The sequence below is a fragment of the Granulicatella sp. 572.rep1_STHE genome (assembly GCF_001073445.1).
GTDB lineage: Bacteria > Bacillota > Bacilli > Lactobacillales > Aerococcaceae > Granulicatella > Granulicatella adiacens.
Genome location: NZ_JVBO01000012.1, coordinates 115,832 through 137,019 on the forward strand (window position 1 = coordinate 115,832; position 21,188 = coordinate 137,019).

Here is a 21,188-nt window from a genome sequence, read left to right on the forward strand (position 1 = left end):
GTGTCGCAATGAATATAAAAACAGTTCGCTATTTTGTGGGGAAAATGCTTCAAGTTGAAGCAGCACTTTTAGCTTTACCACTAATTGTTAGCTTTATTTATCAGGAGTCACATACTCAAAAACTTGCTTATGCTGGTACGATTTTGATGTTGCTTGTAATTGGCTCTCTCTTAAGCTTTAAAAAACCGGAGCCGCTTAAAATTATGGCGAGAGACGGGGTTGTTACCGTTGCGTTGAGTTGGATTTTACTCTCTTTCTTTGGAGGATTACCCTTTGTCTTTACGGGTGAAATTCCAAATGTTGTAGATGCTTTCTTTGAAACAGCAAGTGGGTTAACAACAACAGGATCAAGTATTATTCCAGACCTTTCTGTATTAGCGCATTCTTCATTATTTTGGAGAAGTTTCACTCACTTAGTCGGTGGGATGGGGGTACTGGTTTTTGCACTTGCGATTCTGCCAAGTCATGGTTCCGAATCCGTACAATTAATGCGTGCGGAAGTCCCTGGACCTGTGTTTGGAAAACTTGTTTCAAAATTAGCGCATACGGCACAAATTTTATATATGATTTATTTAGCAATGACTGCTGTACTAGTGATTATTCTGGTCGTCTTCCAAGTACCGCTCTTTGATGCTTTGCTTCTAGCGTTTGGTACAGCTGGAACAGGTGGTTTTGGGATTAACAATGCTGGATTTAGTATCTACGCCAATCCTGCAGCTGTGGAATGGATTATCGGAGTAGGGATGATGCTTTTTGGAATCAACTTTAACTTGTACTACTTCGTCCTTTTAGGCGCTGTTAAAGATGTGATTAAAGACGAAGAAATGCGTACATATGTCGGAATCGTCCTCAGTTTTACGATGATTATTTTTACCGTATTGACGATTACTCAAACGGCTTTAGGAGTTCCGATTCGTAGCGTCTTCTTTACGGTATCATCGATTATTACGACAACCGGATATTCAACGGTCGACTTTGGACTCTGGGGATTGTTCCCACATGTGCTCCTTCTACTTCTGATGTTTATTGGAGGATGCGCAGGGTCAACAGCCGGAGGGATTAAAGTTTCTCGTGTTATCGTGTACTTCAAGAGTGCGATTGCCGAATTAAAACGTATGGGGCAACCTCGCCGTGTATTTGTACCAACGATGAATGGAAAACCAATCGACAATAAGATGGAGAAGAGTATTGCCAACTACTTAATCGTGTATGTACTGTTCTTCCTCGTATTGTTACTTTGCGTGTCATTTGAAGCAGGCGATTTTACAACAGCCTTCTCAAGTGTGGCCGCAACCTTTAACAACATCGGGCCAGGGCTTGGTCAAGTTGGGCCTACAAGCAACTTCTCGATGTATTCGGATTTCAATACATTTGTCCTTTCAATTGGGATGATTGCAGGACGTTTGGAAATTTATCCAATCATTATGCTTTTCTCACCAACAACCATGAAGGCATTTACTCGAAGACGTTAACAAATTCTTAAACAAATAGATACAGAACTTTAAGGAAAGAGCACTCTTTTCTTAAAGTTCTTTTTGTATACTAGAGGTGTAACAAGTGAGTTACGATTTTAAATAAAGGAGGTTCATTCATGAAGAAATGGGTGAAAGGAACCGCAATCGTCCTTGCATTGATGGGATTATCCATGAAAAGTGCATATGCCATTGATACAACGACCATTAATGAAAAATGGGGAAAACCAACCGTTGTTTATGGTGGAGGATTAAATGAATCACAAATTAAACAGACATCAGAGTTATTAGGAATTAAAGATCCGAATACAGTGAAAATAGAAAAAGCAACTGGGCAAGATATGATTAAATATCTTGGAAGTGGAGATGGTAACACTTCTGTTATGATCTCTTCAGTGATGGTTCAAAAGAAGGATAAAGGAACTGGAGTTAAGGTTCGTATTAAGACTCCTGAAAACATCACCCTAGTGACAGCTGAGCAATATGCTAATGCGGCCATCACTGCTGGGGTAACTGATGCGGAAATTGAAGTCGCAGCAGTTACCAAAGTAACTGGAGAGTCTGCCTTAACAGGAGTATACAAAGCCTTCGAAGCAAATGGAGTTCAATTAGATGCCAAACGTACCGAAGTTGCTCAACAGGAATTAGAAGTGACGAATAAAATCGCGCAAGAGAATGCAAACCAAAAAGGATTCGATTCCTCAAAACTCGATAAAGCGATGATTGAAATCAAAAAAGAACTTGCGGAACTCAAACAAAAGCAAGGACAATTAGCAACTAAAGAAGATATTGAACGCATTATTAATGATGCGTTGAAGAATAACTCGTTGCAAAATGTGATTTCTAAAGATCAAATTAATGCATTAGTCGCTTTTGCACAAAACTACCAAAACACAAGTGCGATTGATTCCAAACAAGTATTAGAACAATTAAATAGCTTGTCAAAATCAGTCGGCGAAAAGATTAACAGCTTAGTCGAACAAGCCAAAAACGAAGGATGGTTGGATAAAATTGCCCAATTTTTCACTTCTATCTTTGAAAGTATTAAAAATCTATTCAATCAACAATAGGAAAGTCAGATTGAATATTTTATAAACAAAAAGCAGTCGTACAAGAACCAACTAAGAACAGCTGTAAGTTCTTAGAATCCCCCTCTTTAGGTTCTTGGAAGGCTGTTTTTGCTTTTCTTCCATATCACAATAAGGTCTTCACAATAAAAAAATAAATTAATGTTATATTTTTTTAAGAAGATAGCTCTTGTAAAAAGGAGGAGAGTGCAATGAAAGAATGGATAAAAAAGTATACCGTTTATATTGTTATTGCCATGATATATTATTTCATTCCATTATATTTAGTCAAAGATACAGGAAGTGGCATCTTTCTACTATTGATGGTCATCCCTATAATTGTATTCCTTATTTCTGTTGTCTTCGCTCTAAAGAACGGATTTAGATGGTATTTTTCTGTTATCGTTGGATTATTATGGTTTCCGAATGTGTATATTTTAAATGACTCTGCCAGTAGTTATATAATCATCTATGGAGCGATTAGTTTAATTGGACAATTGATAGGAAATCTTCTTAGAAAATATAGAAAGAGTATCTAGTTTCTAATCATGAAAAAGAGTTAAAATCAACAAATAACCCTGACCAGAGATGGTTAGGGTTTTCTGTTTTGTTTTAGAATAAGATAAGATGCAACAACCTTATTTTATACTTTTTTGGAGGGTATTAATATTTTTAGAAGATAATATGAAATATTATGTTGACTGTTATTTTTAGAATGTGTAAAATTTACATATGCTATTAAAAGAGAAGTTTCTTTCAGAAAAGCAAAAATAGTGGAGGGTATGTAAATTGAGAAGTACAAATAAAAAGAAGAAATTTAATATGTTTAGTGTTCTATTGAATGTGGTATTAATAGCTATTATAGCTATTGGAGTGCTATTTTTCTTACCTAAACAACAAAAATCAGAAATCAAATCTTCAATTAATATCGAAAGTATTGAAAAAGTGAATGAAGTTGTATTTTTGAATGCAGGAGTTAATGAAATTATTACTGAAACAAAAACAACCCAAGTTTTTGGGTTTGATGTGCCGTTCTCTAGAAAAACAGCATTAGTGATTTTAAATTATACAGCTAAATTTGGAATTAAAAGTAGTGTAAAGGTTGAACAAATAGCTGAAAAAGAATATAAGGTTATCGTTCCAAAATTTGAAGTAATTGGTGTTGAACTTTCAAAAGATAATCCTTACAATTTGTATGATAATCATGGAGAGCTGTTAAGTGGAACTACAGAAGATGTTGATACTGGCAAATTGGTTACTAACCAACTTTCTAATGATAAACAAGCAGAGTATTTAGATAAGTTTAATAGTGACATTAAAGAATCTGCAATCAATTATTATAAAACTATATTTGCTTCAATGGATTCTGAAGTAAAGATAACGGTAGAATTTTCAGAATAACACTTTCACATAGGATTTTTAGAAACAAATAACCCTGACCAGAAATGGTCAGGGTTTTCCTTTTGCATTTTAAAATAAGATTAAGAGTAGGCTGATGGTGATAATTAATTGTACTACTAAACCAATGAGTGATAAGTATACTGGATCGATAGAGGATTCCGTTGCGCTTTTAAAAATAGATGACGCTAGTGTCACAATATAAAGTAAAATATGTGCAAAGAATACGATTAAGATTCCAACGAAAAACCACACTGGAGAAATAAAAGTCATAACCGTCGAGATTGCTAATAATAGAATTGCGAGGACATTCATTCCTTCATATTGAGTTAACCAGTAGTTAAAGACATGTTGACGTTTTTGGAAAACATGTTTCAGCCCATATGAAATAGTAGGGAATCCTAGGTAGAAGAATACGTAAAATACCAAGAATCTAACAAACATCCAAATATAATTTGGGGTACTCGTTAAGCTTGGTAAGATTGAAATATCAGCAAATAATTGATACTGCGTAAATAATGTATGAATGACATGAGTTGTAATGAAAGCAGACATTACAGTCGCTAGAATAATTAACGCGTACCCGTAAGTACGACTGTATTGACGTTTCCGCGAATATTGATTCGTTGGATGAATCAAACGTTCTCCAAAGAAAGCAAAGAATCGTTTGAATTTATTCCACGCACCTGCATATGCCAAGCGGTTATTCTTTACGCGGTTTTCTTGTGAACTACGGTTATCTTCTTCTGGGATTTTCGTTTCCACTTTTGTAGTGAATGAAGCAGTAGGTTCGTTATTTTCGTCTAATAAGTCTGTTTGAACTCCATCATTTGGCTCAATGGCAGTAGGAGCAGAAAGTTCATCTTGAACGGTGCCACAATAAGGGCAGAGTGTTTCTTTTTCGTCAATCATTTCATGACAGAATGGACATTGTTTCATGAATTTTCCTCTTTCCGTATGTATTACTAAATTTCATTGCTATTGTATCATAATTTTACTATAAAAAAAGACTAGGAACTCCTAGTCTTAGCGTGGCATCTTTTCAGATGAGTAGGTCGTGTTCACATCACGAACTACAAACAGCTACATCCGGTAGTGTGCCAAAGCACTCCTGTTCCACATAACTCGCAGTCTCTAATGTACTGCGTGTCGCCTCATCGCATAGAATACATTATAGCAGAGGGTGTGTAGAATGTCATGTATGAACTATTTTTCGCGGATTACTTCGATTTTGTAGCCATCTAAATCTTTCACGAAATAGTAGTTTGCAGGATGTCCTGGTAAACCTTTTAAGTCTGTAACATCATAGCCTTTTGCAAAATGTTCAGCATGAAGTCCTTCAAGGTCTTTAGCGCTGATTGCGATATGACCATATCCGTCGCCGATTTCGTATGGTCCGTGACCATAGTTATATGTTAATTCTAATTCATAGTCATCTCCTTCAAAAGCGAGATAAGCGATTGTGAATTTATGTTCTGGGAAGTCTTTTCTTCTTGTTTCTTTAAAACCGAATGCTTCTTCGTAGAACCGAATGCTTTCTTCTAGATTTTCAACACGGACACAAGTATGCAACATTTTTGACATGGTGTGACCTCCTTTATTTATTTTATTTAAGACTAACAAACTCGAATGATAAATACAAGTTTCCAAGACTGTTTTCAATACAAAGACAAATGTATTTATTTAGTGGAAATCCATTGCGTTCCATTCATTAATTTGGTAGTCTAGGTACATTGAAAAATAAGGAAGTGTCATATGAAAGTAATCAAATTTGGTGGAAGCTCTTTAGCAAATGCCACACAATTAAGAAAGGTCTTTAATATTGTAAAATCCGATTCAAGTCGTAAAATCGTGGTAGTTTCAGCACCAGGAAAACGGTCTTCTGATGATGAAAAAGTAACAGACCTTCTCATCCAATTAGCAACTTCTCATATTGAAGGAAATTATGATGAAGAAGTATTAAAGAAAATCTTAGTCCGTTATAAAGAAATCAGCGATGAATTAGAATTAAAACCTGAAGTGTTTGAACTCGTTCGGATTCATTTTAAAAACTTAAAAGAAAGAAACGATCTATCCTCTGAATATTTAATGGATGCTTATAAAGCAAGCGGGGAAGACTTAAATGCTCGTCTTATCGCATTTTACTTTAACCAAGAAGGTCTTGCTGCTAAATATGTTGGACCTAGAGAAGCCAAACTTTGGGTAAGCAATACTCCAGGGGAAGCTCGCGTTTTAGAAGAAAGTTATCATGAATTAGAGTACTTACAACTAACAAATGAAGTGATTATTTTCCCAGGATTCTATGGGGTAACAAAAGAAGGGAAAATCGTAACGTTTTCTCGTGGCGGATCTGATATTACAGGATCTATTTTAGCCAATGCCGTGAACGCTGAAGAATACGAAAACTTTACAGACGTAGATGCCATTTATGTAGCAAGTCCAAAGATTGTTCATAAACCACTCCCTATCGATGTATTATCTTATACAGAAATGCGTGAGTTATCATACGCTGGTTTTTCAGTATTCCATACAGAAGCACTTCTTCCTTCTATCAAAAAAGGAATCCCGGTACATGTATGTAATACCAACAATCCTGAAGCAAGTGGAACCTACATTATGAAAGGGAAGGTGACTTCTCCAAATGTTATTTCCGGTATTGCAAGCTCACCAGGTTTCGTAAGTATTTACGTGAAGAAATACTTAATGAACCATGAGATTGGCTTCCTTCGTAAAGTATTGACGATTTTTGAAGAAGAAGGCATTTCCATTGAACATATTCCAACGGGAATTGATGATGCGACAATTATCATTCGTGGGGAAGATGCGACAGATGAGCAATTAGAGTCTATTGTAGAGCGATTCTATGCTGAATTAGATGTAGACGAAGCAAGCTTTACACGTGGACTTTGCTTGATTATGTTAGTAGGGGAAGGGATGGTCAACATGGTCGGTACTACTGCTCGTGTGGCTTCAACTCTTGCTCGTACTCAAATCAATATTGAATTATATAACCAAGGGGTATCTGAGGTTTCGATGATGTTTGGTATTTTGGACCAATATGAAAAGAAAGCCATCCGTGCGCTATATGATGAATTTTTCGGTGAAGAAAAAGAATATCAAGTGGTGGAATAATTTTTCCTCTCCATATTAAAATGAAACATTAACGGTTGTAATTAATCAATAGGAAGAGTAGAATATCGAATATATTCTGCTCTTTTTATTTTGAGCGCAGTATTTTTGTTTAGAATAGGAGGGACGAAGATGATTCGTTTCTTATTGAAAGATTCCATTCCAAAAAGGATTGCAGCAAGTTTTGCCATTGTGATTTTGGTGGGATCATTACTACTTAATTTGCCGATTTCGCAAATAGCGACCTCACAAGCCACGTATTTTGACCATTTATTTACTACCGTATCGATGGTATGTGTAACGGGTCTATTTACGCAACCAGTAGCTGAAACGTATAATGTTTTTGGCCAGATTATTTGTATGATTCTGATGCAAATAGGAGGCTTAGGGTTGATGAGCATCATAGCTTTTTTCCTTTATGATTCTGGCAAAAAGATGTCCTTAGTCGATAAATTAGCCCTGCAAGATAGTTTGAACCGAGAAGATGGTCAGGATTTCAAAAAATATTTAACAACGATTTTTAAATATACTTTCGTTATTGAATTGATTGCAGCGGTTATTCTATCTTTTCGTTTCGTTCCTGAACTAGGAATCGGAAAGGGAATCTTTACAGCATTTTTCTTAGCCATCTCCGCTTTTTGTAATGCTGGATTTGATAATTTAGGTTCAAATAGTCTGATTAATTATGCAACGGATCCACTATTGAATTTAGTCATTGCAGCTCTTATTATTCTTGGTGGGATTGGTTTTTCTGTTTGGTTTGATTTCAAAAACAGTTATTTATCTATGCGAGAATCTACAAAGAGCAAAAAGAAAAAATCATTCTACCGACGATTGCATTATCATACGAAGATAGTTCTTTGGCTAACTGGGATTATTCTCTTAAGCGGAACGGTTTTAACCATGTTGACGGAATGGAATAATCCAAATACGATAGGTAATCTATCATTTTTAGATAAATTGCTTGTCAGCTTCTTCCAAACCGTGACGATGAGAACGGCTGGATTTGCTTCGATTGATTACACAACAGCGCATCCAACTAGCCTTCTTTTATATTCTATTCAAATGCTAATTGGAGGTTCTCCTGGTGGGACTGCCGGTGGGGTGAAGACGACAACTTTCTTAGTGGTTCTCTTATTTATTCGTTCAGAAGTGTATGACGAGCGTATGATTCAATTTAGAAATCATCGTATTTCGCAAGAATTGGCGAGAAAAGCTTTAACGATTTTTATCGTATTTACTACATTAATTCTAACGAGTGTATTCTTACTCAGCTTAACGGATCCAGATGCCCCATTGTTATATACTTTATTTGAAACTATTTCAGCGGTATGTACAGTAGGAGTAACGGCGAATTTAACACCAACCTTATCTTTTCTTGGAAAAATTGTGATTATGCTGTTGATGTTTATTGGACGTATCGGACCATTAACGGTTCTGTTAAGTTTTTCAAACAGAAAGAAAAAAACACTCGACATGAAGTATGCAAAAGCACCATTAATAATTGGATAGAAAGTAGGAATTATGATGAGAAAAACAGTTGGTATTTTAGGATTAGGCGTATTCGGGATGACCATTGCTAAACAACTAAGTGACTATGATTGCGACATTATTGCTGTGGACCGTGATGAAATTAACGTCAATCGTATTGAATCGCTGGTCACAAAAGCAGTGATTGCCGATGTTACAGATGAAGATGTTTTAAAAGAAATTGGAATCGGTGACTGCGATACAGTTGTGGTTGCTACAGGTTCAAGTTTAGAAGCGAGCATTTTAGCAGTAATGCACTGCAGTCGACTTGGAGTTCCTGAAATTATTGCTAAAGCAAAAAGCCGTACCACAACAGAAATCTTAACCAAGATGGGTGCACAACGTGTGGTAAACCCAGAAAAAGAAACAGGAATTCGTCTCGTAAAGAACATTCTTCACCATAAACTTGCTGAAGTGATTGCTCTTGATGGGAATATTTCACTTGTGGAATTTTATCCACCAAAATCATGGGTTGGAAAACAACTAAGCGATTTAGACTTACGTAAAGATTATGATTTGAACTTAATTGGATATCGTGAAGGAAAGGATGAATCGTTGAATACAAAAGTGTTTGCAGAATTTCTCATTCGTGAGGATGTCATTCTTGTAGCGATTATCGGAACGGATAGTTTAGACAAAGCCACTTTCCTTGAAGACTAATTAACGAGATCAGGTGAATCAAAAGCGATTCATTTGGTCTCTTTTTCTTTAAAAATGGATTCAAACCCTTTCCAAAGCATCCATTTCATAGTACACTATGACTATCAACTTTTTAGAAAGTAGGGATGACAATGGCCAATAAAAAACCATTAAGACGTGAAGACGTTCCTGTAGAATTGACATGGGACCTTTCCGCAATTTACGAATCAAACGAAGGATTTGAAAAGGATTTAGAATTTGTAAAATCACAAATTCCAGCAGTAGCCGCTGCAAAAGATACAGCACTAAAAGACGGGGAATCATTATTAGCGTTCTTAAATCTTTTAAACGTAGTGGATGATAAGATTGAAACAGCTTATGTTTACTCACATTTAAAAGCAGACCAAGATACTTCAAATAACGAAAATCAAGTCTTAAACCAACGTGCGTTCTCTACATATATTGATTTTTCAGGCGCTTCTGCATGGTTTAGTCCAGCAATCTTAGCATTATCCGATGAAGAGTTCGAAGAATATTTCAAACAAGAACCAGGACTAGAAGACTTCCGTGTATTATTAGAAACAGCGCGTATTAAAAAAGGTCACGTGCTTTCAGATAAAGAAGAAGCTTTACTATCAAAAGCAAGTGAAGTGTTCCAAGGCGCAAGCAAAACGTTCAATTTATTAAATAATGCTGACATCAAGTTTGACGAAATCACAACTGAAGATGGTGAAAAAGTTGAATTGACAAACGGAAACTACTCAGTATATATCGAATCTAAAAATCAAGCTGTTCGTAAGGAAGCATTCGAAACATTATACAAACCATACATCAACTTAAAAAATACATTCGCAAGCACACTTGGTACCGAAGTGAAAGGTCATAACTTCAGCGCTCTAGTCCATAACTATGATTCAGCTCGCCAAGCAGCACTTGCTTCAAACCAAGTTCCAGAAGAAGTGTACGATGCTTTAGTAGAAGTGGTAAACGAAAAATTACCATTACTACACCGTTATATTGCATTACAACAAAAAGCATTAGGCTTAGATGAATTGCATATGTATGACTTATATGTACCAATTACAGGTGATGCTCCAATTAAATATAATTACGAAGAAGCAGCAAAAGCAAGTCGTGAAGCCTTACTACCACTTGGAGAAGAATATGCTGAAATCATGAAAAAAGCTTATGCTGATCGTTGGATTGACGTTGCTGAAAACATCGGTAAACGTAGTGGTGGATACTCAAGTGGGGCATACTCAACAGCACCATACATCTTGTTGAACTGGCATGATGAATTATCAAACTTCTTCACATTAGTTCATGAGTTAGGACATAGTGCTCACAGCTACTTCACTCGTAATACTCAACCAAAACAATACGGAGATTACTCAATCTTCTTAGCAGAAATTGCTTCTACAACAAACGAAAATATCTTAACAGATTACTTGTTGAAGAAACATACAGATAAAGAAGCGCAAAAATATATCTTAAACAACTATTTACACCGCTTCAAATCAACCATTTTCCGTCAAACACAATTTGCGGAATTTGAACATCAAATCCACTTAATGGATCAACAAGGTCAACCATTAACGCAAGAATCTCTTGCAAAAGTATATGGAGAAATCAACGCTAAATACTATGCGAATGTCATCCAAGATGAACAAATTGCATACGAATGGGCTCGTATTCCTCATTTCTACATGAATTACTATGTATTCCAATATGCAACTGGTATGGCTGCCGCAACGGCTTTATCAGATAAGATTTTACATGGGACTCCTGAAGATTTAGAAGCTTACTTAAACTACTTACGTGCAGGACGTAGTGATGCTCCTATTGAAGTCATGAAGAAAGCTGGAGTAGATATGACGAAGAAAGATTACTTATATGATGCATTTGATGTATTCGAACAACGTCTATCACAATTAGAAGCGTTAATGAGTGAATAATCTCAAAAATTAATTGATTCAAAAACAGAAAAAGGTTCGTAAGAAATTTTCTTACGAACCTTCTTTGTTTAAAAAAATGAATGGAAAAGCTAATAATTTTTTATAAAAAATCCCAACTAGAAACTCTAGTTGGGAGATAATTAATAGCGATTTAAATTCATATTGACCACTTTATCAAATTTTTGATGCTCACCTGTATGTGTTCCTACTAATTTTTTTGTAGAGTGATACCCTGGTAAAGGCTCACCATTACAAATTTCAGCAATGGTCTCAGCTGTAATGCTACTAGCTAAAAGTAATCCATAAGGTTGATTAGAGTTATCAAAAATAACAAGGGAAGGAGTATGTGTAACATTCATCTCTTGCGCAATTTGAAGATCTCGATCATAGGCTTTTTTTACAGCGGAGCTAGATTTATCCTCGTAAAACATCTTTTTATCAATTTCGATTTTATTTAATATTTCTTCTAACAAGTCATCATTGTATTCGCGTTTATGTTGATGAATTTGTTGTTGTAATTCAATCAAAAATTGATGTCCAAGGCGTTTTCCTTGTAGGAGTGCAGCTTTATAAGAGAGGGCTGCATCATAAATTTTCATGTATATATCATTTCGTAAATCTAAATCCGTTACAGGTAATTTTTGGTTTTTCATATATTGATTAACGGTCTGTAAATTATGAAATGTTAAAAAGTGATAATGCACTTTAAATTCAGAATTACGTACAAATTTTAGTAATTCATTTTCACAGCGATAACAGTATGTTCCCAATGGATTCACGAATAAAAATAATTCGAAAATCTTTTCGTGTGAAGTGTTTTTTGATAGATTTTTTGTTTCGTAGGTACTCAAAATCCGACACCTCTGTTTCTCTAACTTTATTTTTGTAACTTTATTGTAACATAGTTCCTAAAAAATTCAGAATAAAATGCGGTTCCCTCGCTTAGGAGGAGATACTTGAAAGGGCTCGTTTAATTTTACTTTCTGCTTGTTCTCGTTGAATTTGATACTTTTGAAGAATCTTCAAAAAGACTTCTTCCCCTAATGAGAGATTCTGAACTTCCATCTCCATTTCATAGTCCACTTTCCCGTTATAGTAACTTTCATCTAGAACAAGCCATTCGTTGTTAGATAAGGGACCTTCAAATCGATGAGTGGTTAATAGAGCAGTTTGTTCGACCTTTTCGATAAAGACTCCATTACTTTCTAAAGTCTCTTTAATGGATAAAGGAAGCGTAAATTGCTTTTGTTCATTGTATTGGTGAAGTATTTCAACAGGCAATTCATGAGTGAATTCCAATACTTCTAGACTAGATTGAGGGATTTTCAAAGTGATTTCTCCAATGGTTTTTCCCTCAACAATTCGAATACGTAAAGCCATTTTATGAGATTGGAGGATTCCATCCCAATCATAATAACTATTGGTTTGGGTGATTTCTTTAGATAAGAGGGGCTTAAAATCCTCTAGAAGCGAATGATATTGGCTCTTGGTCAGTAAATTTTTAAATTCTCTTTCTACTTGTAACAATTATTTCCCTCCTTCAGCATTCTATTGTATCTCAAAATCATGGATAATTGAAAAAAATCGCATTAATTAGTCAAGCTTTTACATAAAATATGGTATGATAGAGAACGGAAATGAAAAAAAGTAGGTGGAAATATGGAAAAGTTGGAAACGCCGCTTGTTGAAGATTGGGAAGCCTTTCTAGCTCCGTATTATCAAGCAATTGAAGAATTAAAAATTAAATTAAAAGGGATACGTCGTCAGTATCGTCAAGAAGGAAGACATGCACCGATTGAATTTATCACAGGGCGTGTGAAGACTCCTGAGAGTATTCTAGAGAAGATGCAAGTTCGTAATATTCCTAGAGAAGAATTCCTCGAAGGCGTACAAGATATTGCTGGACTTCGTATTATGTGTCAATTTGTAGATGACATTTATGAAGTCGTTCGTCTGATTCGTCAAAGGAACGACTTTGAAATCGTGATTGAACGAGATTATATTCAAAATAAAAAGGCAAGTGGATATCGCTCTTACCATCTTGTGTTGGAGTATCCTGTTCAGCGAATTGAAGGGGAAACAAAGATTTTAGTAGAAATTCAAATTCGTACACTAGCAATGAATTTTTGGGCGACTATTGAACACTCTTTAAACTATAAATATAAAGGAGAGTTCCCTGAAGCGATTCATGAACGGTTAGAGCGTGCAGCGGAAGCAGCCTTCTTACTAGATGAAGAGATGTCTGAAATCAGAGAGGAAATTCAGGAAGCGCAATATATTTTTGCAATTTGTAAGGAAAATCAAAGAAAAAGAAAGAAACGGAGGTAGGTCATGAAAGTCGGTTTATATGGAAATCAATCAGAAAAAACGAAAGAAGTCATGAATGCCTTTAACCATCTTTGCCAACAAGGAGAATTTACTAGAGATGATGAACATCCAGATATTGTGATTACAGTTGGTGGAGACGGAACTCTTTTAGGAGCTTTCCATCATTATCGTAATCAATTAGATCAAATCCGCTTTGTCGGGATTCATACTGGGCACCTCGGATTTTATACGGATTGGCGAAATTATGAAGTGGATGAATTAATCGAGTCATTAAAAAAGGATAAAGGGGAGCGTGTCAGCTATCCTTTACTAGATGTGACTGTTAAGCTAAAAAATGGTGAAACAGCACATTATTCAGCTTTAAATGAGGCAACTTTACGCAAAGTAAACGGTACGTTATTCTGCCAAGTTTTTATTAATGGTGATTTGTTTGAAAACTTCCGTGGAGATGGTCTTTGCGTTGCGACACCAACTGGTTCAACAGGACTTAGCAAGTCTCTTGGTGGAGCGGTCGTGCATCCACGTGCTGAAGTGATGCAAATGTCAGAAATGGCGTCTATTAATAATCGTGTGTATCGTACACTGAGTTCACCAATGATTTTTGCTAGGGATAATGTATTGACCCTTCGTCCAGAAAGTGAAGAAGGAATGGTGATGGCGATTGATCATTTAACTTATGATGGGAATGAGATAGAAGAGATTCAATTAAAAATTAGCAAGGAGCGTATTTCATTTGCTGCTTACCGCCATACTCCATTCTGGGATCGAGTAGAAGATGCATTTATTGGTTCTCGTGAAGTAAATTGTAATGGAAGTGAGGAAGTCCGTTGATTTTAACGTGGAATTACCCATACGAGTATCCGATGATGATGCGCTCTTTTCTGCAAGAAGTAGGCATTTCAAGAACGTTTTTAGCACATGTCAAATCGCATGGGGAATTACTCGTCAATGGCCGTCATGAGATTGTTTTGAAAACACTGCGTCCTGGGGATGTCCTCACGATGGTGATACCAGCTTCTGGAGAGCATGAAACGGTGATTCCAAGCGAAGTTCCGATTGATATTTTGTATGAAGATGAGTATTTACTCATTATCAATAAGCCTGTTGGGACTGCTTCGATTCCATCAAAGTTACATCCGGATCACTCGATGGCTAATCGTGTGAAAGGATACTATAAAAGGCGTGGCTATGCTGACCAAATTACTCATGTGGTTACTCGCCTTGACCGCGATACAACAGGAGTGATGATGTTTGCCAAACACCGTGTTGTACATGCGTGGATGGATCAAGCGTTGCGAGAAAAAACAATTCAAAAAAAATACTTAGCATTAGTACATGACACTTCAACTCTAGAAGCGCATGGATTTATCAATGCACCTATTGGTCGTCATGAAGGATCTATTATTAATCGTTGTGTATCAGAAGATGGAAAACCTTCCTTAACCGAATATTGGAAGAAAGACACACTAGATGGAGCAGAACTTGTCGAGATTTTATTACATACTGGGCGTACGCATCAGATTCGTGTTCATTTCTCGTGGCTTGGGGCTCCGCTTGTGGGGGATGATTTATATGGTGGGCTTAAAGACGAACTTTTAGATCGGCAAGCTTTGCATTGTCACTCACTAAAGTTTATTCATCCGATGACGAAAAAAGAACTGATAATAGAAGCTCCACTTCCTAGAGATATGAGTCAGTGGATTGAAGCGCATAAGAAGTAAAGAGAGGAGAATCACCATTGAGCGAAATTGTTTATGAATTTGAAGATATTTTAGAACAAATTCAACATACTTTAGCAACAGAAGATAAACAGCAATTCAGAGAAATCTTCTTTGAAAACCATACTTACGACCAGGCACAGCTTTACTTGAGTTTAACCTTAGAAGAGAGAAAGCTCGCTTACCAATATTTAACTCCTGAAGAGATGGCAATGGTGTTCGAACTTTTAGAAGAAGACGTAGAGGACGTGGAAGAGTATTTAAACGAAATGGACGAAGCCTATGCCTCACGAATGCTTGCGGAAATGTATTCTGATAATGCGGTAGACGTGTTAAAGCAAGTAGGGGAAGAAAATGTCCGTACATACTTGCGCTTGATGCCACATAAAACAGCAAGTGAACTCCGTCAATTATTGAACTACGAAGATGAAACAGCAGGTGCGATGATGACGACGGAATTTATCGCCGTGCATGAATCCGATACATTAAAAACAGCGATGGCGACGGTTAAACGATTTGCTGAAGATGCTGAAACCATCTACTATGTGTATGTTACTGATGATGAAAATCATTTAACCGGGATTCTTACATTGAAAGACTTAATCGTGAAACCAGACGAAAAACTCGTCAAAGATATCATGATAGACCGTGTCGTAACGGTGCACGTAAATGATGCGCAAGAAGAAGTAGCACAAACGATTAAAGACTACGACTTTCTTGCGATTCCGGTTGTAGACGATACGAATACGTTAGTAGGGATTATCACAGTCGATGATGCTCTAGACGTTATTGAAGAAGAAGCGACTAGTGACTATTCAGGTCTTGCAGGGGTAAACGTTGATGAAGCTCATCAAGGCGTGTGGGCAGGCATTGTCAATCGCTTGCCAGGGATTATGACTCTTCTCATTATGGGAACAGTGACAGCATTCCTCTTCAGACATTATGAGCCACTGATTCAACAAGCAAGTATCTTTGCAATCTTTATTACATTAATTACTGGTACTGCTGGTAATACAGGGACACAATCTCTTGCAGTTGCGATTCGTAAGATTGGGCTTCATGAGGAAGAGCAGTCTTTTTGGAAAGTACTCGTGCAAGAAGGGACGACAGGTCTAGGAATCGGATTGATTTCTGGGGTAGTTGTGTTTGGAATTGTGAGTCTATGGCAAGGGAATATTGTACTTGGTGGCATTATCGGTTTTGCGATGTTTGCTTCGATTTTCGTTGCTGCATTAACAGGGACTTGTATTCCGTTCTTATTAGATAAATTTAACTTTGATCCTTCAATTGCCAGTGGACCATTCATTACCACTGTTAACGATTTAACAACTGTATTTGTTTATTTCACGATTGTAAGTCAATTTATCTCGGTGTATTTAGTAAAATAGAAGATGATATAGCATATAAACAATATCGTTTATATGCTATAATTTCATTCTGAAATTAAATAGGCTGACTACCTATCTCTGGCGTGGAAAGTTAGAATATGTAACTGAAAAAAAGAGAATCCTATGTATTCGAAAGCTTTATCAGATGAAATCATTCATCTTTTTACATGAATGAATAAAATTAAATTTTTTAGAAATATTGCTCCCAAATTAACATCTTCTGAAACAAATGTAAGAAAAAAGGATATCCCTGGGGATATCCTTTTGTTTTGTTGAAGTTCCGTTAAAGGATAGGTAGTAGTTGATCTCGAAAAAGCAGAAGTTCAAGCATCTCGAGTTTAGTCCGCGTAGTCTTTCAGATCGCTTATGGCTAAACTATGAATCTTTAGCTAATATTCTCACTGCCAATGTTAGCTAGACTACTTTTCTCACATCCTATAATTTAAAGTAATCTTGCAAATACTTCGCTAATCCATTTTGGTCATTGGTGAATGGAGTAATGGCATTAGCCACATTTTTCAATTCATCAATACCATTTTTCATCGCAACTCCGTGCCCTGCGTATTGAATCATTTCCATATCATTGTCCTCATCACCAAAGGCAAGAATGTCCTTTTGATGAATATCATAATAACGAGAAAGATGTTCAACGGCTTTTGCTTTATGGATTCCGCTTGTAATGACTTCTAGACAAGGGTAACTGCCTCCCCAAGTTCTTACTTCAATGCCGTTATTGTAACGATGTAAAATTTTCTTCTTGATTTCAGATTGTAATTCTAAGTCAGAGAATAACGCTACCGCTGTAGGCTTTTCTTTTAATTTAGTTGTTGGATGAATCAATAATGGTTTCTGATCTTTTGGATAATATGTACAATCGGGCAGCTCTGTAATATTTGAATACATCAATTCAGTTCCTTCAACCATCAAATAATCCACTGGTAAAGTCTTGTTAAAAGCAACTAAGTCTAAAACAAGTTCAGTATCCAATGTGATATGATAGCGTCCATCCCATTCTGGCTTGCTTGGAATATGACAGAGAGCACCATTGAAATTCACAATAGGACCTCCAAGATTCAATTGGTTGTATATTTCTTTTGAGCTACGATAAGGACGACCGGTAACGATAGCAACTTTATGACCTAGTTTTTGAACAGCATGAAGTGTGTCAATCGTTTCTTGTGTGAGTTCAGAATTTGCATTTAAAGTAGTCCCATCTAAATCGATGGCAATTAATTTTTGGTTCATAAATACTCCTTTCTAATAAAGTTATGTAAATTGGAAACTTGAGGTTAAAGTTTCATTTTAGTACAATATCTGTATAAGTGTACCATATTTTCAATAAAATAAGAAGAAAGAGGAAATTATGATTCAAATTGATTATCGTGAAGTAAAGGGAATCCCTTATGCAGAAGTCGTAGATACAGCTTTAAAAGACCAAGTACTTCCTATTGTTGTGTTCTATCATGGTTGGACCGGTAGTAAAGACCGTGTTGTAACCATTGGAGTTGAACTCGCTAAGCGTGGCATTCGTGCGATTTTACCAGACCAACTGTTACATGGAGACAGAGGTGTGCGTCTAATTGGAGGAGAAATCTGGGAGATTGTTGCAAACAATATTAAAGAACTTCCTGTTTTAAAAGAAGAGATGAGACAGCGTGGACTCTTAAATGAAGAGAAGTTTGGGGTATCTGGTTTAAGCATGGGTGGTATTACGACATACGCATTGTTCAATCACTATCCAGAGATTACAGCCGCAGCCAGTTTGATGGGAAGTGCGGATCCTGCTCGTTTTGCTAAATGGACGATTTCTTCCATTTGGATGACAGGAACAACAAAGGAACAATGTGATGCATTAGAAGCGGAAATTGAGAAGAATAAAGCATTTTTAGATGCAATGGCTCTTGCAAAACGCCCGGAACGTATTAACGGACGTCCATTATTCTTATGGCATGGGACAGCAGATGATAAAGTGCCTTATGAATTAAATAAAGAATTTTATGATAGTATTAAGAAGGAACCATACGCTACAAAGGTAGAATGGCATGAGACACAAGGTGAAGGTCACCGAGTACCTCATCAAGTGTTTGAAGCAGTAGCGGATTTCTTCCAAAAAGTATTTCAATAGGAGAGTAGCAAATGACAGAAGAGAATAAAACTGCAGCAGAAGCAATGCAAGAAAAGATCTTAGAAGCGTTAGAAACAGTCATTGATCCCGAGTTAGGAATTGATATTGTAAACTTAGGATTGATTTACGGAGTGGACTTAAATGAGGAAGGTCATTGTAAAGTGGATATGACCCTTACAACAATGGGTTGTCCGCTAGCAGATATTATTACAGATGAAATTCATCGCGCATTAGCTGAGATTGAAGAAGTGAAGACAATAGATGTGAAACTTGTTTGGTATCCGGCATGGACTCCTGAACGGATGTCACGATACGCAAGAATTGCATTAGGTATTCGATAAGACAAAATCCCCACAGATGTGGGGATTTTTTTGTGCAATAAAATAAATTCTGTCAGATAAATACGTATGGTGAAATTATCATATATGATAATTTTCATGGTGCATTCAAAGGGTGTGTGCTTTGACTTAGATGCAGTGGGGTAAGGAGGGCTCACATCGCGCAGTGGTTTATTGACATTCTTTTCATCACTCGTGATTCAAGAAAGTCTAATAAACTGTGCGGGCGAAAGACGACGAAGCAGAAAAACCTCACATTGTGAGGTTTTTCTTGTCTTCTGTCTTTCTGCCTAGTCTTCTCCCGGTCTCATCGGACGTTTATATTTACTCTTTGATTCTTGTCGGATGATGGTATGTGGGGATTTACGTCCCTTGTTAGAATTTCTAAAGAGCATTTGCATTTTTTCGTCGTCGAAGAGTTCTAAGTTTTGATCGACGAAGTGACTTGCATCAGCTTTCCAATCGGAATGATAGTAATTGAATAATTCAGCCATCGCGATCGTTTTATCGGTGGCACTCCCTTTAAATTCAGGGTCTGTTACTTCTGTTAAGTATTGTTGCATTTTTGCAATTCTATTTTTATCAAAATCTGCCATAACATTCGCCTCTTTTCAGTTATATTTTATCACAGCTCCGTTTTTGAAAAAAGAACTATTTAAATTACTGTTCATTTTTATTTGTTTGCATTATACTAGATAATGCTGTTTTTTAGAAAGGAGAGTGAATCATGGCAAAAGATATGACAAGTGGTAAGCCAATCAAGCTAATTTGGAACTTTACAATCCCCTTATTAATTGGGAATTTATTCCAACAATTATATAACATGGCGGATACATTTATTGTTGGACGAACGATTGGAGTTCATGCATTGGCTTCTGTTGGCTCAACTGGAAGTATTATCTTCCTCATTCTAGGATTTGCAAATGGATTAACGGCAGGATTAGCCATTCCTCTTGCCCAAAGATACGGCGCTAAAGATTATTTAGGAGTAAAGCGTAGTTTTTATGTATCCATACTGATTTCTGCCGTGGTTGCCATTCTTCTAACAATTCTCAGTATGATTTTTTGTCGCCAAATTTTAGAAATCATGCAAACGCCCGTCGAAATTATTGACGGCGCTTATGATTATTTGATGGTCATCTTTGCGGGAATCTTTTCGTCTATGGCTTTTAATTTGCTCTCTAATATTTTCCGTTCAATTGGAGATGCGAAAACGCCATTGTATTTCCTTGTGATTGCTTGCATCATGAATATTATTCTAGATGTTGTTTTTATTGCGGGATTCGGAATGGGAGTTGAAGGAGCAGGATATGCGACAGTTCTTTCTCAAATATTTTCTGCACTCGCTTGTATTCTTTATATATGGAAGAAAATTCCTATTTTAAGATTGAACTCAAAAGACTTCGTTGCAGAATCTTCGGACGTTAGAGAACATGTTCGCATTTCGTTTCCAATGGCCTTTCAATCCTCTATTATTGCAATAGGGGCCATTATTATTCAAATTACTTTAAATCAATTGGGAGCAACTGCCGTAGCTGCTTATACTGCCGCACAAAAAATTGATCAGGTTGCTATTCTTCCAATGATGTCTTTTGGAGTAACGATGGCAACGTTCGTGGCACAAAACTATGGAGCAAAAAAATACGACCGAATTTGGAGAGGCGTACGAGACTGCATTAAGTTATCCTTGACTTTTGCCATTTCGGTAGGAATTATTCTCAATCTGTTTAGTCCTATTTTTATTCGTGCTTTTGTCGGCGTTGGACATGAAGAGGTGGTTGAGTTAGGGGCGATTTATTTTATAACGAATGGAACGATGTATAGTCTTTTATCATTGCTCTTTATTTATCGATACACTTTACAAGGGGTAGGAAAGACTTTTACACCTACCGTAGCAGGAATTATGGAATTATGTATGCGAGCTTTTGCAGCCGTAGTACTTTCCAATTTATATGGGTATACGGGAGCAACAATGGCTAACCCATTAGCATGGCTAGGTTCGTTAATTCCACTGATGATCGCATATTATTTATTTAAGAATAAATTTCCGAAAGAGCAGGTTTCTTAATGAGTATATAAAAAATGTTATATCCTAAGTTTC

General features: G+C 36.5%; 21 protein-coding genes. 15 read left to right on the top strand and 6 right to left on the bottom strand.

Going from position 1 to position 21,188, the window contains the following annotated elements; all coding sequences use genetic code 11:
* Positions 1-8 precede the first annotated feature (8 nt).
* The 4 genes from ADH99_RS01935 to ADH99_RS01950 all read left to right on the top strand — a co-directional run bounded on the left by ADH99_RS01935 (position 9) and on the right by ADH99_RS01950 (position 3,940).
* The gene (locus ADH99_RS01935) at positions 9-1,472 is read left to right on the top strand and encodes a TrkH family potassium uptake protein (RefSeq protein WP_049554670.1); all 1,464 of its coding nucleotides are present in this window, start codon (positions 9-11) and stop codon (positions 1,470-1,472) included.
* 119 nt (positions 1,473-1,591) lie between these two features.
* Entirely contained in the window at positions 1,592-2,542 is a 951-nt protein-coding gene (locus tag ADH99_RS01940) for a DUF1002 domain-containing protein (RefSeq protein WP_049554669.1), read from the top strand.
* A gap of 209 nt (positions 2,543-2,751) precedes the next feature.
* Entirely contained in the window at positions 2,752-3,078 is a 327-nt protein-coding gene (locus ADH99_RS01945; RefSeq protein WP_049554668.1) for a hypothetical protein, read from the top strand.
* A gap of 250 nt (positions 3,079-3,328) precedes the next feature.
* On the top strand, positions 3,329-3,940 hold the full coding sequence (locus tag ADH99_RS01950) for a DUF4230 domain-containing protein (protein WP_239652362.1): 612 nt from the start codon (positions 3,329-3,331) through the stop codon (positions 3,938-3,940).
* A 69-nt stretch (positions 3,941-4,009) separates the two neighbouring features.
* Here ADH99_RS01950 and ADH99_RS01955 read toward each other — a convergent pair whose 3' ends face one another.
* A complete protein-coding gene (locus ADH99_RS01955; RefSeq protein ID WP_049554667.1) occupies positions 4,010-4,876 on the bottom strand; it encodes a zinc ribbon domain-containing protein in 867 nt (288 codons plus the stop codon).
* A gap of 267 nt (positions 4,877-5,143) precedes the next feature.
* Positions 5,144-5,521 (bottom strand): VOC family protein, encoded by a 378-nt coding sequence (locus tag ADH99_RS01960; RefSeq protein WP_049554666.1) that lies wholly within the window; start codon positions 5,519-5,521, stop codon positions 5,144-5,146.
* Positions 5,522-5,692: 171 nt separating this feature from the next.
* Here ADH99_RS01960 and ADH99_RS01965 point away from each other — a divergent pair, with 171 nt between their 5' ends.
* From ADH99_RS01965 to pepF, 4 genes are all read left to right on the top strand, one after another.
* The gene (locus ADH99_RS01965) at positions 5,693-7,069 is read left to right on the top strand and encodes an aspartate kinase (protein ID WP_049554665.1); all 1,377 of its coding nucleotides are present in this window, start codon (positions 5,693-5,695) and stop codon (positions 7,067-7,069) included.
* A gap of 129 nt (positions 7,070-7,198) precedes the next feature.
* Positions 7,199-8,578 carry a TrkH family potassium uptake protein gene (locus ADH99_RS01970; RefSeq protein WP_049554664.1) on the top strand — a complete coding sequence of 460 codons (1,380 nt, stop codon included), beginning with the start codon at positions 7,199-7,201 and terminating at the stop codon, positions 8,576-8,578.
* Between the two features lie 12 nt (positions 8,579-8,590).
* On the top strand, positions 8,591-9,256 hold the full coding sequence (locus ADH99_RS01975) for a potassium channel family protein (protein ID WP_049554663.1): 666 nt from the start codon (positions 8,591-8,593) through the stop codon (positions 9,254-9,256).
* Between the two features lie 131 nt (positions 9,257-9,387).
* Positions 9,388-11,190: an oligoendopeptidase F gene (gene pepF, locus ADH99_RS01980; protein ID WP_082160230.1), complete on the top strand. Its 1,803-nt coding sequence runs from the start codon at positions 9,388-9,390 to the stop codon at positions 11,188-11,190.
* 140 nt (positions 11,191-11,330) lie between these two features.
* On the opposite strand, the gene ADH99_RS01985 is transcribed toward pepF, so the two are convergent.
* Both ADH99_RS01985 and ADH99_RS01990 read right to left on the bottom strand, forming a co-directional pair.
* The gene (locus tag ADH99_RS01985) at positions 11,331-12,041 is read right to left on the bottom strand and encodes a DsbA family protein (protein ID WP_049554661.1); all 711 of its coding nucleotides are present in this window, start codon (positions 12,039-12,041) and stop codon (positions 11,331-11,333) included.
* Positions 12,042-12,132: 91 nt separating this feature from the next.
* Complete coding sequence (locus ADH99_RS01990) at positions 12,133-12,717, bottom strand: CYTH domain-containing protein (RefSeq protein ID WP_049554660.1); 585 nt, start codon at positions 12,715-12,717, stop codon at positions 12,133-12,135.
* A gap of 132 nt (positions 12,718-12,849) precedes the next feature.
* On the opposite strand from ADH99_RS01990, the gene ADH99_RS01995 reads away from it, so the two are divergent.
* From ADH99_RS01995 to mgtE, 4 genes are read left to right on the top strand one after another with little or no spacing between them, the layout of a single operon-like run.
* Positions 12,850-13,518: a GTP pyrophosphokinase gene (locus ADH99_RS01995; protein WP_005605192.1), complete on the top strand. Its 669-nt coding sequence runs from the start codon at positions 12,850-12,852 to the stop codon at positions 13,516-13,518.
* Between the two features lie 3 nt (positions 13,519-13,521).
* Positions 13,522-14,349, top strand: coding sequence for an NAD kinase (locus ADH99_RS02000; RefSeq protein WP_053091342.1), 828 nt, complete (start codon positions 13,522-13,524; stop codon positions 14,347-14,349).
* On the top strand, positions 14,346-15,239 hold the full coding sequence (locus ADH99_RS02005) for an RluA family pseudouridine synthase (protein ID WP_343214156.1): 894 nt from the start codon (positions 14,346-14,348) through the stop codon (positions 15,237-15,239). The genes ADH99_RS02000 and ADH99_RS02005 overlap by 4 nt, the downstream gene beginning before the upstream one ends.
* Before the next feature lie 17 nt (positions 15,240-15,256).
* Entirely contained in the window at positions 15,257-16,624 is a 1,368-nt protein-coding gene (gene mgtE, locus ADH99_RS02010; protein ID WP_049554659.1) for a magnesium transporter, read from the top strand.
* 435 nt (positions 16,625-17,059) lie between these two features.
* On the opposite strand, the gene ADH99_RS02015 is transcribed toward mgtE, so the two are convergent.
* Positions 17,060-17,869: a Cof-type HAD-IIB family hydrolase gene (locus ADH99_RS02015; RefSeq protein WP_049554658.1), complete on the bottom strand. Its 810-nt coding sequence runs from the start codon at positions 17,867-17,869 to the stop codon at positions 17,060-17,062.
* Positions 17,870-17,987: 118 nt separating this feature from the next.
* Between ADH99_RS02015 and ADH99_RS02020 the strand changes: the two genes are divergently transcribed.
* The gene (locus ADH99_RS02020) at positions 17,988-18,749 is read left to right on the top strand and encodes a prolyl oligopeptidase family serine peptidase (RefSeq protein WP_049554657.1); all 762 of its coding nucleotides are present in this window, start codon (positions 17,988-17,990) and stop codon (positions 18,747-18,749) included.
* A gap of 11 nt (positions 18,750-18,760) precedes the next feature.
* Entirely contained in the window at positions 18,761-19,090 is a 330-nt protein-coding gene (locus ADH99_RS02025; RefSeq protein WP_005605203.1) for a metal-sulfur cluster assembly factor, read from the top strand.
* A gap of 287 nt (positions 19,091-19,377) precedes the next feature.
* Here ADH99_RS02025 and ADH99_RS02030 read toward each other — a convergent pair whose 3' ends face one another.
* Positions 19,378-19,683 carry a hypothetical protein gene (locus tag ADH99_RS02030; RefSeq protein ID WP_049554656.1) on the bottom strand — a complete coding sequence of 102 codons (306 nt, stop codon included), beginning with the start codon at positions 19,681-19,683 and terminating at the stop codon, positions 19,378-19,380.
* 131 nt (positions 19,684-19,814) lie between these two features.
* Here ADH99_RS02030 and ADH99_RS02035 point away from each other — a divergent pair, with 131 nt between their 5' ends.
* Positions 19,815-21,155, top strand: coding sequence for an MATE family efflux transporter (locus tag ADH99_RS02035; protein ID WP_049554655.1), 1,341 nt, complete (start codon positions 19,815-19,817; stop codon positions 21,153-21,155).
* Positions 21,156-21,188 lie beyond the last annotated feature (33 nt).

Excerpts from the sequence above, each read along its gene's own strand:
- ADH99_RS01935 (WP_049554670.1), top strand. The coding sequence starts at position 9 with ATGAATATAAAAACAGTTCGCTATTTTGTGGGGAAAATGCTTCAAGTT.
- ADH99_RS01940 (WP_049554669.1), top strand. The coding sequence starts at position 1,592 with ATGAAGAAATGGGTGAAAGGAACCGCAATCGTCCTTGCATTGATGGGA.
- ADH99_RS01945 (WP_049554668.1), top strand. The coding sequence starts at position 2,752 with ATGAAAGAATGGATAAAAAAGTATACCGTTTATATTGTTATTGCCATG.
- ADH99_RS01955 (WP_049554667.1), bottom strand. The coding sequence starts at position 4,876 with ATGAAACAATGTCCATTCTGTCATGAAATGATTGACGAAAAAGAAACA.
- ADH99_RS01960 (WP_049554666.1), bottom strand. The coding sequence starts at position 5,521 with ATGTCAAAAATGTTGCATACTTGTGTCCGTGTTGAAAATCTAGAAGAA.
- ADH99_RS01965 (WP_049554665.1), top strand. The coding sequence starts at position 5,693 with ATGAAAGTAATCAAATTTGGTGGAAGCTCTTTAGCAAATGCCACACAA.
- ADH99_RS01970 (WP_049554664.1), top strand. The coding sequence starts at position 7,199 with ATGATTCGTTTCTTATTGAAAGATTCCATTCCAAAAAGGATTGCAGCA.
- ADH99_RS01975 (WP_049554663.1), top strand. The coding sequence starts at position 8,591 with ATGATGAGAAAAACAGTTGGTATTTTAGGATTAGGCGTATTCGGGATG.
- pepF (WP_082160230.1), top strand. The coding sequence starts at position 9,388 with ATGGCCAATAAAAAACCATTAAGACGTGAAGACGTTCCTGTAGAATTG.
- ADH99_RS01995 (WP_005605192.1), top strand. The coding sequence starts at position 12,850 with ATGGAAAAGTTGGAAACGCCGCTTGTTGAAGATTGGGAAGCCTTTCTA.
- ADH99_RS02000 (WP_053091342.1), top strand. The coding sequence starts at position 13,522 with ATGAAAGTCGGTTTATATGGAAATCAATCAGAAAAAACGAAAGAAGTC.
- ADH99_RS02015 (WP_049554658.1), bottom strand. The coding sequence starts at position 17,869 with ATGAACCAAAAATTAATTGCCATCGATTTAGATGGGACTACTTTAAAT.
- ADH99_RS02020 (WP_049554657.1), top strand. The coding sequence starts at position 17,988 with ATGATTCAAATTGATTATCGTGAAGTAAAGGGAATCCCTTATGCAGAA.
- ADH99_RS02025 (WP_005605203.1), top strand. The coding sequence starts at position 18,761 with ATGACAGAAGAGAATAAAACTGCAGCAGAAGCAATGCAAGAAAAGATC.
- ADH99_RS02030 (WP_049554656.1), bottom strand. The coding sequence starts at position 19,683 with ATGGCAGATTTTGATAAAAATAGAATTGCAAAAATGCAACAATACTTA.
- ADH99_RS02035 (WP_049554655.1), top strand. The coding sequence starts at position 19,815 with ATGGCAAAAGATATGACAAGTGGTAAGCCAATCAAGCTAATTTGGAAC.